This window comes from Acidovorax sp., assembly GCF_046339755.1.
Lineage (GTDB): Bacteria > Pseudomonadota > Gammaproteobacteria > Burkholderiales > Burkholderiaceae_C > Acidovorax.
Map to the genome: position 1 here is coordinate 51,504 of NZ_JBKDTZ010000015.1, position 13,487 is coordinate 64,990.

Here is a 13,487-nt window from a genome sequence, read left to right on the forward strand (position 1 = left end):
GGCACACTCAGGCGATGCGGTGCCGCCTCAAGGGGAATCGTGGAAGTGCCCGATTATCCCGCCTGGCCCTTACCCAGCGGGGGCGTGCGACTTACAGTGGCTGCGGTGGCGGCTCCACTGCCGCTTCCGGCGTGCCGGCCAGGTAGTTGTTCTTCACGCGCACGTAGTGCTCTGCGGAATAGCGCAGGTAGGCGATCTCCTGGTCCGTCAGCGCGCGCTGGCGCACCGCGGGCCGGCCGATATAGAGGTAGCCGCTCTCCAGCACCTTGCCGGGCGAGACCAGGCTGCCCGCACCCAGCATCACGCGGTCGCCGATCACGGCGTCATCCATCACGATGGAACCCATGCCGATCAGGCACTCATCGCCGATGCGGCAGCCGTGCAGGATCACCGAATGGCCCACGGTCACATGGCTGCCGATGATGAGCGGCGAGCCTTCGGGCTTGCTGGGATTGCGGTGCGAGACATGGCCCATGCTCAGGTCCTGCACATTGGTGGCCTCGCCCACCACGATGCGGTTCACATCGCCGCGCAGCACGGCGTTGCACCACACGGAGGCGTCTTTTCCAAGCGTCACGTCGCCGATCACCTGGGCGGAGCTGTGCAGGAAGACGCCGGTGCCGAGCACGGGCGCGGTATCGAGGTAAGGAGCGGTGGGCATGGGGTTCGTGGGGGCTCAGGATGCAAAACGCCGAGCGTAGTGCAAATTTGGCAAGCTCAGCGCGGTGCCCCGACGGCGTAGAAGCCCAGGAACATGTCCACCGCATCCTCCAGCACCTGCTGGCGCAGCGCGGGGGCCAGCGGCGGCTGGCCCATGGCCAGCTGCGGCCAGAAGGCGAAGGACTTGACCAGGCCGTGCAGCTGGTGGGCCGCGTACTGCGGGTCCACCCCGGCGCGCAGGCGGCCATGCTGCTGGGCGGCGCGCAGCCACTGCGGCAGGCCCTCTTCCTTTTCGGACAGGCGGTCCACCAGGGCGCGGGCGCGCTCGGGCGTGTGCATCAGCTCGGCCATGGCCACACGCGACAGGTCGATAAAGCTGGCGTCGTCGAGCATCTGCATCTTCTGCTCCAGCACGGCCAGCAGCTGCGGGCGCAGCGGGCTGGCCGCGTCGTAGGGGATCTCGGCCTGCGCATGGCTGCGTTCCCACATCTGGGCCAGGATGGCCTCGAACAGTTCGTCCTTGCTCGGGAAGTGGTTGTACACCGTGCGCTTGGAGACATCGGCCGCTGCGGCCACGCGGTCCATGCTGGTGCCGGCAAAGCCGTTCTCGCGGAACTCGGCAATCGCGGCCTGCACGATGGCCTCGCGCTTGCGGTCGGTCAGGCGGGTGGGAACGGTGGGGGCTATGGCACTCATAGGCGAAATTTTACACCGGGTAGTTTACTTTTTCAGAAACAACACTACACTGTGCAGTGCACTTTTCAGAAAAGGCAGTCCCCATGTTCCGCCGCGTGCCCCGCACCCTCCTCCTCCTCACCGCAATCACCGCCATGGCCTACAGCATCATTTCCTGTGCCACCCTGCCCTCGGGCTCGTACGAGGCTTCGCCCCAGTACCAGGACGGCAAGTTCCGCAACGCCGTGCCGCGCCAGGCCCCGGGCTTCCTCAAGACCGTGGCCATCTTCTGGCGCTTTGCCACCGAAAAGCCCGCCAACACGGTGCCTACCAAGCCCATCGAGGTCAAGCCGCTGACCCAGGCCGATGTGCTGGCCGCGCCCGACCAGAGCCTGTGGCGCCTGGGCCATTCGACCATGCTGCTCAAGCTCGACGGCAAGTTCTGGCTCACCGACCCGGTGTTCTCCGAGCGCGCCTCGCCCTTCCAGTTCGCGGGCCCCAAGCGCTTCCATGCGCCGCCGCTCACCATCGACGAGCTGCCACCCATCACCGGCGTGGTGCTCTCGCACGACCACTATGACCACCTGGACTTCGACGCCATCCAGAAGCTCGCGCCCAAGGTCGAGCACTTCCTCACCCCGCTGGGCGTGGGCGACCGCCTCATCGGCTGGGGCGTGCCGGCTGCCAAGGTGCAGCAGTTCGACTGGTGGCAGGGCACCAGCGTGGGCGGCGTGAAGTTCGTCGCCACCCCGGCCCAGCATTTCTCGGGCCGCACCCTGTCGGACGGCAACGCCACGCTGTGGGCCTCGTGGGTCATCATGGCTGGCGACACGCGCATCTTCTTCAGCGGCGACACCGGCTACTTCGACGGCTTCAAGGCCATCGGCGAGCGCTACGGCCCCTTCGACCTGACCATGGTCGAGACCGGTGCCTACGACGCCCAGTGGCCCGACGTGCACATGCAGCCCGAGGAAAGCCTGCAGGCCCACCGCGACGTGCGTGGCCACCGCATGATGCCCATCCACAACGGCACCTTCGACCTGGCCATGCACCCCTGGCACGAGCCTTTCGACCGCATCACCCAGCTGGCTGCGGCCGCCAATGTGCCCCTGGTGGCACCGGTGATGGGTGAGCGCCTGGACATCCGCAACCCGGCCCTGTCGCAAAGCTGGTGGAAAAGCGCGGAGTGAACCGAACCGGGTGATCAGCCGCGCGGCAGGCGCCTGGCCAACTGGCCTACGGTGCGCGCCGCGGCCGTGATCTCGGCAATGTCGAAACCCGCGTAGCCGAACAGCCAGCCGCGCCGCTCTGACGCGATCACATAGCGCGACAGCGGCGCCAGCATCACCCCCGCCGCCTGGGCCTGGCGGCACAGCGCCTCGTCGTCGCTGCCTGGCGCGCGCTCGCACAGCAGGTGCATGCCCCGGTCGCTGGCGGCCAGCTGCAGGGCGCCATCGCTGGCATCGGCCAGCGCATCGCGCAGGGCCTGCTGGCGCGCCTGGTACAGCTCGCGCTTCTGGCGCAGGTGGCGCAGCAGGTGGCCCTCGGCAATGAACTGCGCCCGCACCGCCTGCGCATCGCCGGGCGCATGCCGGTCGGTGATGGCGCGGGCCATGGCAAACGGCTGCACCAGCGCCGGCGGCGCCACGATGAAGCCCAGGCGCAGGCCAGGGTGCAGCGTTTTCGAGAACGTGCCCACGTACAGCACCCGCTCCGACCCCGGCAGGCTGCACAGCGCGGGCACGCGCTGCGCGCCGTACTGGAACTCGCCGTCGTAGTCGTCCTCCACCACCCAGGCATCGTGTGTGCGCGCCCACTGCAGCAGCGCCTGGCGCCGCGCCAGGCCCATGCGCACGCCGGTGGGGTACTGGTGCGTGGGCGTCACCACCGCCATGTGCGCGCCGGGCCAGCGCTGTGTGGCCTCGGCGATGCAGGCGCCCTCGCCGTCCATCGCCATGGGGCGGGCCAGCACGCCGTGGCCCAGCAGGGCCGCGCGGATGCCGGGGTAGCCCGGGTCTTCCACCAGCACCTCGTCGCCTACGTCCAGCAGCAGCCGCGCGATCAGGTCGATGGCCTGCTGCGAGCCCGAGCACACCACCACCTGCCCCGCATCGCAGCGGATGCCGCGCGAGGCCCACAGCCACTGCGCTACCGCCTCGCGCAGCTGCGGGTCGCCGGCCGGGTCCAGGTACTGGGCGCGCGCCGCGCGCTGGCCGGGGCCGGCCTGGCGTGCCAGTCGGTCCCACACGGCGTAGGGAAACGTGTCCACCTCGGGCGCACCCATGCGGAAGGCCCGCGCCACCGCCACCGGCGGGTTCCAGCGCGCCGCCGTGTCGGCGATGAGCTGGCCCCGGCGCGACAGGCCCCTGGGCGGCGCCACCAACTGCTGCTGGGTGCGGGTGGTGGCGCCCCCGACCGCCTGCGACACATAGGTGCCATCGCCCACGCGCGCCTCCACATAGCCTTCGGCCTGCAGGCGCTGCACGGCCCACAGCACCGTGTTGCGCGACACGCCCAGTGCCGCGGCATGCTCGCGCGAGGGCGGCAGCCGCGTGCCCGCGCGCAGGCTGCCCTGCTCGATGGCGCCGCGCAGGCGCTCGTACACCTGCTGGCGCAGCGTGGCGGTGGTGGAATTGGCTCTGGCGGCAGGCACGAATTGGCTCCTTCGATCTGGCTGCAGCAGCATAAACTGAGGAACCATTGTAGGTAAGCCCACGAAAGTTCTTCACCATGGCAGAGCACTTCGCCACCATCACCTGGCAACGCGGCAGCGACGATTTCCTCGACAAGCGCTACCACCGCGCCCACACCTGGCAGTTCGATGGCGGCGCCACCGTGGCCGCATCGTCATCGCCCCACGTCGTGCCCGTGCCCTACTCCGACGCGGCCGCGGTCGACCCTGAGGAGGCCTACATCGCCGCGCTGTCGAGCTGCCACATGCTGTGGTTCATGGACTTCGCGAGCCGCGCAGGCTACCGGCTCGACAGCTACAGCGACGCGGCGGTGGGCACCATGGCCAAGAACGCGGCGGGACAGTTGGTTGTGACCCATGTGCAGCTCAAGCCGGTCACGCGCTTCGACCCTGCGCACGCGCCCAGTGCCGAGCAGCTCGACGAGCTGCACCACAAGGCCCATGCATCGTGCTTTTTGGCCAATTCGGTCAAGACGCAGATCGACTGCGCGCCCGTGCTGCAACTGAGCGAAGGGGGCTGAGCCATGGCCAATGCCAACCGCCAGTTCCGCGTGGCCGATGCCGCCGTGCTGCAGTCCCTGGTGCGTGCCCAGCCCCTGGCCACGTTGGTCATCACGCACGAAGGCGCGCTGCACGCCAACCACGTGCCGCTGTACCTCGACCCCACGCGCGGCGAGCACGGCACGCTGGTCGGCCATGTGGCACGTGCCAACAGCGTGTGGCCGCTGCTGCCGCAGACGGCGGTGGCCATCTTCCACGGCCCGCAGGCCTACATCTCGCCCACCTGGTACCCCTCCAAGGCCATCGACGGCAAGCAGGTGCCCACCTGGAACTACGCCACGGTGCATGCCCACGGCACGCTCACCGCGCTCAAGGACGACCCGGCCACCCTGCGCTCCATACTGCATACGCTGAGCGAGGCGCATGAAGCGCACCGCCCCGAGCCCTGGCGCCTGGACGATGCCCCCTCGGCCTACATTGAGCAGATGATGCGCGCCATTGTCGGCATCGAGCTCGCGGTGGAGCGCTGGGAGGGCGTGTGGAAGGTCAGCCAGAACCGCACCGAGACCGACCGCGCCGGCGTGGTGGCCGGCCTCACGGCCGAGGGCACGCCCGCCGCGCTGGACATGGCGGCACTGGTGCGACAAGGAGCACCAGGCGCGCCTGCCTGAGGACTCAGGCCTCCAGCATCTCCACGCGCAGCGACGTCACCGGCCCCGCCACGGCTTTGTGCGCGGCCAGCGCATGCACGGCCAGGTCCACCGTGGCCTGGGCGACGGCATCGGTCAGCACCAGCACCTGGGCGCCGCTGCCGGGCGGCAGGGCCTTTTCGGTGGCCAATGCGACTTGCGCCACCGGCACATGCTGCGCCGCCAGCCAGGCGCCCACGGCCTCGATGTCCTGCGCTGCATGCACGGGCACACGCAGGTAGTGGCGCGTGTGCACGGCGGCGCGCGGCAGCACGGCCAGCGTGTCGTCCACCGCATGGGCGTGGAAGCCCAGGTGCGGCACGCGCTGGGCCGCGTTCGTGCCATCGAGCCGGGCCACGTCCACCAGGTCGGCGATCACGGCCGAAGCCGTCTGCTCCGAGCCCGCCCCCGCGCCGTAGTACATGGTCACGCCGGCGGCATCGCCCTTGACCAGGATGCCGTTCATCGAGCCGTTCACATGCGCCAGCAGGTGCGTGGCCGGCACCAGCGCGGGCTGCACGCGCAGTTCAATTCCATCGGCCCGTTTTCGCGCCACACCGAGCAGCTTGATGCGGTAGCCCAGTTGCTCGGCACAGGCCACGTCCAGCCCCTGCAGCGCGGTGATGCCTTCCACCTGCGCGTCGGCAAAGCGCACCGGCATGCCAAACGCATTGGCCGCCAGCAGCGTCACCTTGTGCGCCGCATCCACCCCCTCGATGTCGAAGGCCGGGTCCGCCTCGGCATAGCCCAGGGCCTGTGCCTGCGCCAGGGCCTCGGCAAAGCCCAGGCCCTCGTCGCGCATCTTGGTCAGGATGAAATTGGTGGTGCCGTTGATGATGCCCGCCACCCACTCGATGCGGTTGGCCGTGAGGCCCTCGCGCAGCGCCTTGATGATGGGGATGCTCACGGCCACCGCGCCCTCGTAGGCCAGCGCCACGCCATGCTGGCGCGCCGCGGCGAACAGCTCGTTGCCATGCACGGCCAGCAATGCCTTGTTGGCGGTCACTACATGCTTGCCCGCCGCCATGGCCGCCAGCAGCCACTCGCGCGCTGGTCCGGTGCCGCCCGCGGCCTCGACCACCACGTCCACCTCGGGGTGGGTGGCCACCTGCATGGGGTCGTTGGTCAGCGCCACACCCGTGCCCACCACGCCGGCGGCGCGTGCCAGGTTTCGCGCCGCGACCACCACCACCTCGATGCCGCGCCCCGCGCGCCCTGCTATGGTGGCCTGGTTGCGCGCCAGCACGCGGAAGGTGCCCGCACCCACGGTGCCAATGCCGATCATGCCCACGCGCAGGGGGCGGGTGGCAGCAGGCATGGCCATGGTCGTGGCGATGCTGCTGTGCTGTGCGGGCTGAAGGGACTGGACGGGATCGCGGTACATAGGACTTCCTTGACGACGGACTGACGAACAAAACAAAAACCCAGCTGCCAGAGCTGGGTTTCATTCGTTCATTCCGAGGGGGAAGGGAGAGAGCGATCACCAGGTGGCTGCCGGAACGGCCACCTGCGCGTGCTCAGGTGGCCGCGGTGGTAATGGTGGTAATCATTCGTGCACCCATTGCCCGCGAGAACGCAGGCAGCATCATGCAGGCGCCCATGGGGGCGGCGGCAGCACGTGCGGTGTGGATCAGGGTGTACGACATGCCTGTCAGTGTAGCGGATTCGCTGCGGGTGGCGTCAAGCCTCCCGCTCCGCCTCGGGCCACAGCCTTGGAAAGTAAAAGCGCAGCGCATGCTGCGGCACGCCAAAGCGCAGCCTGCCGTGCGGCGAATCGCTCTCCAGCAGGCCGCGCTGCAGCAGCGCGCTGATCTGCGTGGTGGCCATGCGGTCGCCAAGCCCCAGCATGGCCTTGAAGTCCCGGCGCTCCAGCATGCCCCGTGTCACGAACAGGTAGTGCAGTGCGCGCAGCGATTCGGTGCGCACCCCCAGCCGCACCACATGCGCCTCGAAACCCAGGCAGGCCGCGATGCGGTCCTGCATGTCCTGCGGTGCCAGCAGGCTGGTCATCAGCTGCACCTGCTCCAGGCACTGGGCCAGCACATAACCCATCCACGCCTCCAGGCCGCGCGGCTCGTTCGCCGCTGCCAGGTGCGCGCGGTAGGCCTCCTGGCTGCGCGCGAACCCGCGCAGCGGCGACCACAGGCCATTGGTCAGGCCCAGGTGCCCCAGCACCAGATGGGTGTGCAGCCCGGCCACGCGGCCATTGCCCTCGCGGAACGGCTGGATCCCCAGCAGGCGCTGGTGCGAGGCGGCCATCGCCAGCACCTGCATATCGACCTGGCGAACGCCGCCGTAGAAATTTCCCCACTGCTCCAGCAACGCTCGTACTTTTGCGGGCCCGGTTTGCAGCGCACCGGGCCGCAGCGTGGCGCCGCCTTTCAAGGCGAGGTCCGCCTCGGGCAGGCGCGCATACACGTCCTGGTGGATGTCGCACACCATCTGGGGCGACCACACCGTTTTGGTGTCCCACCCGGACCAGCGCATTTCCAGCTGGGCCTCGGTGGCCATGTGCGCCAGCGCCATCCGCTGGCGCCCGGCCTTTTCCGCATCGGCAGCCCGGTCGCCGCGCAGGGCCTGCTCGATCTCCAGCGGCTGCATTTTTTGCAGGCCCTCGAACTTTTGCGCGTAGTACGCGTTCATGGCCCGCAGCAATCCGCGCAGCCCCCCCAGGGCGCCGGGCTGGCACAGGCCCGACAGCCGGTCTGCGCTGCGGACCAACCCATGCGCCTGCTCCAGCAAAGGTTCCAATCGGCGTGCTGCGGGGAGCAGCGGTTGCATCTGCGATGGATGCCTGTATGGCGAAAAAAGTTGCGACTTAAAAAACATTCCCAAGTCTATGACTTGAAAAGGCTTTCTTCAGATAGTGCGACCCATTTTGCGCGTTTCATTGCGCGTCTTTTTTCGCAATGCCGTGCGTGGTCTGTGGTAAGTCGATGCGCACCATGCGTATCGCGTCGAAAGGGCAGCGCACCGCACACAGCGCGCAGCCCGTGCAGCCCGCCTCGTCGTGCAGGGTAGAGCGCTTGGGCCCCCAGCTCTGCGGCCCCTGCACCTGCAGCGACAGCACGTGCGGCGGGCACACGCCTATGCACCAGCCGCAGCCGGTGCAGCGGTCGAGGTCGATGGCGGGAAGGGCCTTGCGTGGAGCGCTGCTCATGGGCAGCAGTGTGCGCCCGCCGCGCAAGGCCCACAAGCCGCGCTACAGTGCCCCTATGACTGAAGAAACCACCACCCGCCACCTCCTCATCACCGGCCATGTGCAGGGCGTGAGCTACCGCTGGTCCATGGTGCAGGCCGCCGAGCGCCTGGGCGTGCGGGGCTGGGTGCGCAACCGCGCCGATGGCAGGGTGGAGGCCTGCGCCTGGGGCAGCCCGCAGGCCGTGCAGGCCCTGATCGACTGGGCGCACCAGGGGCCGGCGCAGGCGCGGGTGGACCGCGTGGTGGTGGGCAATGTGCCCGACGGCGGAGAGGCCCCGCAGGGCTTCACGCAGCGCGAAACCGTATAGGCTTATTCGCGCAGCCCGAGTTGCTTGAGCAGCTCCATCGCTCCTGCCGGCGCGCGCTCCTTCGCGCCGTTGATGAAGTACACGAACACATCGCGCGGGCGCTCGCCGCCGGTCCAGGTGCGCACGCCCTGGGCCCACTGCGCAATCGCCTCGGGCGTGTAGCCCGTGGGCACCTCGGCCTGGCTGCGCATCAGGCGCAGATAGGCGAAATCTGCCGCGCCATCGGCAATGGCCGGGAATTTCTCGGAATCGGTGTGCACGGGAACGCAGCCGTACTTGCGCGCCAGTGCGATGAAGGCCGGTGTCGCAAAGCTTTCGTGCCGCACATCCAGCGCATGGCGCAGCGTGCGCCCATCCACCGCCTTGGGCAGCAGCGCCAGAAAGGCCTCGAAATCCCCCGGCTCGAACGCCTTGGTGGGCATGAACTGCCAGACGATGGGCCCGAGCTTGTCCTTGAGTTCGGAGATGCCGCTCTCCACAAAGCGTGTGATGGAGTCACCCGCTTCCGCCAGCACCCGGCGATTCGTCGCAAAGCGGTTGGCCTTGAGCGAGAACATGAAGCCATCGGGCGTGTCGCCATGCCATTTGGCAAAGGTCGGCGGCTTGAAGGTGCTGTAGTAGGTGCCGTTGACCTCGATGGCCGTGAGCTGGCGGCTGGCGTAGTGCAGCTCCCTGGCGTGCGACAGGCCGGCGGGGTAGAAGTTGTCGCGCCAGGGCTCGAAGGTCCAGCCGCCGATACCGATGCGGATGTGCTGCTGCTGCTTGCTGTTGCTGCTGTCTGTCATGGCGTTCCCTGTCCCGAGTCGATCCACGGAAAGGGCACTGTACCAGCGCTATTCTCCAGCGCTACCCCGGCAGCTCCACCCGCGCGTCCAGCCCCTCGCCGCCGTCCTCGCGCGGCGCCAGCACCAGGCGCCCGCCCAGGGCCTGGGCCAGCTCGTTTGCAATCGCCAGGCCCAGGCCCGTGCCGCCGGTGCCGCGGTTGCGCGAGTCCTCCAGCCGCACATAGGGCTGCAGCACGGCGGCCAGCTCGGCCTGCGGAATGCCCGGGCCATGGTCCAGTACGCGCACGCTCCAGGGGCCTTGTGCCCCCTGCCGGTCCAGCACCAGCTCGGCGCTGCCCGCGAACTTGAGCGCGTTGTCCACCAGGTTGCACAGCAGCCGGCGCAGCGCCTGCGGGCGCGTGTCGCAAATGCCGTCCACCGCGTGCAGCACCTGCACCGGCATGCCCGCGTCGGCATAGTCCATGGCAATGCTCTCCACCAGCGCGCGCAGGTCCGTGCGCTGTGCGGGCTCGCGCACGGCCTGGGGCGAGCGCGCGTAGGCAATGCCCTCCTCCACCAGCGACTGCATCTCGGCCAGGTCGGCATGCAGGCGCTCGCGCAGGGGCGCGTCGTCGAGCAGGTCGGCGCGCAGCCGCAGGCGCGTGATGGGCGTCTGCAGGTCGTGCGACACCGCCGCCAGGATCTGCATGCGCTCCTGCAGGTGCGCCTGTATGCGCTGCTGCATGCGGTTGAAGGCCGCGGCGGCGCGCACCACTTCGCGCGGTCCGTCCTCGGCCATGGGGTCGGCCGGCTGCGCGGGGCCCAGCGCGTCGGCGGCGTCGGCCAGGGTGTTCAGCGGTAGCGTGGCCGCGCGCACGGCCCAGGCGCACAGGCCCACCAGCACCACCAGCTGCAGCGCCAGGGCCGCCAGCACCCAGGGCGATACCTGCAGCCGCGGTTCGTCCATGTCCACCGCCAGCGGCGTGCCATCGGCCAGGCGCAGCTGCAGCCGCAGCTCGGTGCCGGGCACGCCGGGGTCCACCACCTGCACCGTGCGGCCGGGCGGTAGCGCCTCTGCCACGGCGCCTGCCACCAGCAGCGCCAGGGCCGACTGGCTGGCAGGCACGGGCAGCGGCTCGGCCAGCACGAATCGGTAGTTGCGCCGCGCCAGGCGCGTGAGCCATTGCGGGCGCTCATCGGCGGGCAGGCGCTCCAGCACCGCCGCCGAGCTGGCCACGTCGCTCGCCAGGTAGCCCACCATGGCGCTGCGCATGCTCATGCTGCGCTCGGTCACCGCCAGCATGAAGGTCAGCGCATGCGCCAGCGCCAGGCCCAGGGCCAGCACCAGCAGGATGCGGCCGAACAGCGAGCCCGGCCACCAGCGCGTCATGCCCCAGGCCCCGCGTTCGTCGGTACGGCCTGCACCGCGGCGCAGAACACATAGCCCTCGTTGCGCACCGTCTTGATGTAGCGCGAGCCACGCACCCCGTCGCCCAGGCGCTGGCGCACGCGGCTCACCAGCAGGTCGATGGAGCGGTCGAACACCTCGGCATCGCGCCCCTGCGTCAGCTGCAGCAGCTGGTCGCGCGTGAGCACGCGCTGCGGGTGGTCCAGCAGCACGCGCAGCAGCCGGTACTCGGCGCCCGACAGCGCCACCACCGCGCCGCTGGCATCGAGCAGGTGGCGCGCCGTGGTGTCCAGGCGCCAGTCGCCAAAGGCGAGCTCGCGCACTGGCTCGGCCGCTGCCAGGTTGGGCGGCAGCATGCGCGTGCGCCGCAGCACCGCGTGGATGCGCGCCAGCAGCTCGCGTGCGGCAAAGGGCTTGGTCACGTAGTCGTCGGCGCCCAGCTCCAGGCCCAGGATGCGGTCGGCCTCGTCGCTGCGCGCCGTCAGCATGATGATGGGCAGCACCGGCGCCCCCGGGCCGCGCAGCTCGCGGCACAGGGTGATGCCATCGGTGCCGGGCAGCATCAGGTCCAGCACCAAGAGGTCGATGCGCGTGCCCGCCAGCACCGCGCGCATCTGCCGCCCGTCTGCCGCCACGCTCACCTGCAGGCCCTGCTTGCGCAGGTACTGGGCCGCCAGCTCGCGGATGCCGGCGTCGTCGTCGACGATCAGTACATGGTCTTCGGGCTGCTGGTGCTGATGCATGGGGCCGATTCTCCGGGCAATGCGGGGGCATCCGCAGGGGGTTTGTATCCCAACTTGTCTGTGCACGGCGCCGACATCCCTGCACACCAAAAGGCCCCCGCAGGACAAATGCCCGATACCTGCGCTGGCTCCAATGCAGTCTTCCTGAACTTCACGAGGACGCCTTCCATGACACCGCAGTCTGCCACCGCCCGCCCCCTGCTGGCCGCGCTTGCCCTGCTGTTTGCCGCGCTGCCCGCCAGCGCCCAGCAGGCCGGCGCCGAACCCCGGGCCCCGCTGGGCCGCTGGGTCACCGAAAGCGGCAACCTCGAAGTGGAGATCGCCCCCTGCAACGCCGGCAGCCCCACCCTGTGCGGCAAGGTCGTGCGGGTCATGGCCAACCGCTTCATGGCAGGCCCCGGCCAGGCCGGCGAGTTCGCCGACAAGCGCCCCGCGCTGGGCATGACCATCCTCTCGGGCTTCAAGGAAAGCGGCGCCAACGAACACCAGGGCGAAATCTACAACCGCGAGAACGCCAAGACCTACAGCGCCACCCTCACCCCCGTCGGCACCGACCAGCTGCGCGTGCACGCCTACGTGGGCATCGCGCTGTTCGGCAAGACGCAGGTCTGGCGCCGGCCCTCGCCCGCAGGGCCTGCGCCCGCCATGGCCCAGCAATGACCCTGCAGTGACCCGACCCCCTCCCGCCCAAGCCGCGCCCCTTCATTTTCCCCGTCGCCCCTCCTCCCCTGTCCAACCCTTCCTTCCCCTGGAGAACTCCACCATGCATCCTCCCCGCCGCGCCCTGTCGCTGGCCGTTGCCACCGCCCTTCTCGCCCTGGCCCAGGCCAGCCACGCGCAGCCTGCGTTGCCGCCGCCCGACGCCACCGACCCCGTGGCGCTCAAGTTGATGCAGGGCTTTCCGCCTGCGCCCGACAAGCAGGTGCAGCTGGGCACCATCCTCAAGTACCCCAACGCCCGCTGGGCCCTGCACCACCTGCGCGAGCTGGGGCCTACCGCCAACATTGCGCGCGGCCCGGGCCCCGCGAGCGAACTGCAGGCTGCGCCTCGCGAGCTCGACGGCCTGGCCTTCCTCGACGACAAGGGCGCCCGCACCACGCTGGCCGAGTGGCAGAAGGCCACCTACACCGACGGCCTGCTGGTCATGCACCAGGGCCGCGTGGTGTACGAGCGCCACTACGTCGGCAACCAGGCGCACGTGCCGCATGTGCTGTGGTCCATGAGCAAGTCGCTCACCGGCCTGCTGGCCACCGAGCTGATCCGCGAGGGCCTGATCGACCCCGCCGCCCCCGTCACCCGCTACCTGCCCGAGCTGGCGGGCAGCGCCTGGGCCGACGCCACCGTGCAGCAGACGCTGGACATGACCACCGGCGCCAAGTACGCCGAGGACTTTGCCAATCCCCAATCGGGCATCTTCCAGTACCTCATCGCCGCCGGCCTGGTGCCCGCGCCCGCCAACTATCCCGGTGCCAAGGCCATGCTCGACTACCTGCCCACGGTGAAGAAGGAAGGCGAGCACGGCAAGGGCTTCGCGTACAAGTCGGTGGACACCGAGGTCATCGGCTGGATCCTGCAGCGCGTGACCGGCAAGACCTTTGCCACCCTGCTGTCCGAACGCCTGTGGGCCCCGCTGGGTGCCGAGCAGGACGGCTATGTGTGGGCCGACCCCACCGGCGCGCAGTCCACCAGCGTGGGCATCAACGCCACGCTGCGCGACCTGGGCCGCCTGGGCGAAATGCTGCGCCAGAATGGCCGGTTCAACGGCAAGCAGGTCGTCTCCGCAGCCACCGTGGCCGAGCTGCGCAAGGGCGCCGACCCCCAGAAGTTCAAGGCCGACGGCCAGACC

The 13,487-nt window shown here is 69.7% G+C and carries 16 protein-coding genes; 6 read left to right on the forward strand and 10 right to left on the reverse strand.

Annotated elements, in window-relative coordinates:
• Positions 1 to 91 precede the first annotated feature (91 nt).
• Together ACK59X_RS01725 and ACK59X_RS01730 are read right to left on the reverse strand one after the other, a co-directional pair.
• The gene (locus ACK59X_RS01725) at positions 92 to 661 is read right to left on the reverse strand and encodes a gamma carbonic anhydrase family protein (protein ID WP_409954719.1); all 570 of its coding nucleotides are present in this window, start codon (positions 659 to 661) and stop codon (positions 92 to 94) included.
• Between the two features lie 56 nt (positions 662 to 717).
• Positions 718 to 1,356 (reverse strand): TetR/AcrR family transcriptional regulator, encoded by a 639-nt coding sequence (locus ACK59X_RS01730; protein ID WP_409954720.1) that lies wholly within the window; start codon positions 1,354 to 1,356, stop codon positions 718 to 720.
• Between the two features lie 134 nt (positions 1,357 to 1,490).
• Between ACK59X_RS01730 and ACK59X_RS01735 the strand changes: the two genes are divergently transcribed.
• A complete protein-coding gene (locus ACK59X_RS01735; protein WP_409954721.1) occupies positions 1,491 to 2,525 on the forward strand; it encodes an MBL fold metallo-hydrolase in 1,035 nt (344 codons plus the stop codon).
• 14 nt (positions 2,526 to 2,539) lie between these two features.
• On the opposite strand, the gene ACK59X_RS01740 is transcribed toward ACK59X_RS01735, so the two are convergent.
• Positions 2,540 to 3,988: a PLP-dependent aminotransferase family protein gene (locus ACK59X_RS01740; RefSeq protein ID WP_409954722.1), complete on the reverse strand. Its 1,449-nt coding sequence runs from the start codon at positions 3,986 to 3,988 to the stop codon at positions 2,540 to 2,542.
• A gap of 77 nt (positions 3,989 to 4,065) precedes the next feature.
• On the opposite strand from ACK59X_RS01740, the gene ACK59X_RS01745 reads away from it, so the two are divergent.
• Together ACK59X_RS01745 and ACK59X_RS01750 are read left to right on the forward strand one after the other, a co-directional pair.
• Positions 4,066 to 4,548: an OsmC family protein gene (locus tag ACK59X_RS01745; RefSeq protein ID WP_409954723.1), complete on the forward strand. Its 483-nt coding sequence runs from the start codon at positions 4,066 to 4,068 to the stop codon at positions 4,546 to 4,548.
• A gap of 3 nt (positions 4,549 to 4,551) precedes the next feature.
• The gene (locus ACK59X_RS01750; protein WP_409954724.1) at positions 4,552 to 5,199 is read left to right on the forward strand and encodes an FMN-binding negative transcriptional regulator; all 648 of its coding nucleotides are present in this window, start codon (positions 4,552 to 4,554) and stop codon (positions 5,197 to 5,199) included.
• Between the two features lie 4 nt (positions 5,200 to 5,203).
• On the opposite strand, the gene ACK59X_RS01755 is transcribed toward ACK59X_RS01750, so the two are convergent.
• The 4 genes from ACK59X_RS01755 to ACK59X_RS01770 form a co-directional block, all read right to left on the reverse strand.
• A complete protein-coding gene (locus ACK59X_RS01755; RefSeq protein ID WP_409954725.1) occupies positions 5,204 to 6,601 on the reverse strand; it encodes a homoserine dehydrogenase in 1,398 nt (465 codons plus the stop codon).
• Between the two features lie 133 nt (positions 6,602 to 6,734).
• The gene (locus tag ACK59X_RS01760; RefSeq protein ID WP_409954726.1) at positions 6,735 to 6,863 is read right to left on the reverse strand and encodes a hypothetical protein; all 129 of its coding nucleotides are present in this window, start codon (positions 6,861 to 6,863) and stop codon (positions 6,735 to 6,737) included.
• A gap of 34 nt (positions 6,864 to 6,897) precedes the next feature.
• Complete coding sequence (locus tag ACK59X_RS01765) at positions 6,898 to 7,938, reverse strand: Fic family protein (RefSeq protein ID WP_409954727.1); 1,041 nt, start codon at positions 7,936 to 7,938, stop codon at positions 6,898 to 6,900.
• Positions 7,939 to 8,104: 166 nt separating this feature from the next.
• Entirely contained in the window at positions 8,105 to 8,377 is a 273-nt protein-coding gene (locus tag ACK59X_RS01770) for an ATP-binding protein (protein WP_409954728.1), read from the reverse strand.
• A gap of 55 nt (positions 8,378 to 8,432) precedes the next feature.
• Here ACK59X_RS01770 and ACK59X_RS01775 point away from each other — a divergent pair, with 55 nt between their 5' ends.
• Positions 8,433 to 8,726, forward strand: coding sequence for an acylphosphatase (locus ACK59X_RS01775; protein ID WP_409954729.1), 294 nt, complete (start codon positions 8,433 to 8,435; stop codon positions 8,724 to 8,726).
• Between the two features lie 2 nt (positions 8,727 to 8,728).
• On the opposite strand, the gene ACK59X_RS01780 is transcribed toward ACK59X_RS01775, so the two are convergent.
• The 3 genes from ACK59X_RS01780 to ACK59X_RS01790 form a co-directional block, all read right to left on the reverse strand.
• On the reverse strand, positions 8,729 to 9,511 hold the full coding sequence (locus ACK59X_RS01780; protein WP_409954730.1) for a DUF72 domain-containing protein: 783 nt from the start codon (positions 9,509 to 9,511) through the stop codon (positions 8,729 to 8,731).
• Positions 9,512 to 9,572: 61 nt separating this feature from the next.
• Entirely contained in the window at positions 9,573 to 10,880 is a 1,308-nt protein-coding gene (locus ACK59X_RS01785; RefSeq protein WP_409954731.1) for an ATP-binding protein, read from the reverse strand.
• The gene (locus ACK59X_RS01790; RefSeq protein ID WP_409954732.1) at positions 10,877 to 11,641 is read right to left on the reverse strand and encodes a response regulator; all 765 of its coding nucleotides are present in this window, start codon (positions 11,639 to 11,641) and stop codon (positions 10,877 to 10,879) included. The genes ACK59X_RS01785 and ACK59X_RS01790 overlap by 4 nt, the downstream gene beginning before the upstream one ends.
• 168 nt (positions 11,642 to 11,809) lie before the next feature.
• Between ACK59X_RS01790 and ACK59X_RS01795 the strand changes: the two genes are divergently transcribed.
• Together ACK59X_RS01795 and ACK59X_RS01800 are read left to right on the forward strand one after the other, a co-directional pair.
• Entirely contained in the window at positions 11,810 to 12,301 is a 492-nt protein-coding gene (locus ACK59X_RS01795) for a DUF2147 domain-containing protein (RefSeq protein ID WP_409954733.1), read from the forward strand.
• A 103-nt stretch (positions 12,302 to 12,404) separates the two neighbouring features.
• On the forward strand, positions 12,405 to 13,487 hold a 1,083-nt coding region (locus tag ACK59X_RS01800; RefSeq protein ID WP_409954734.1), incomplete at its 3' end, for a serine hydrolase domain-containing protein.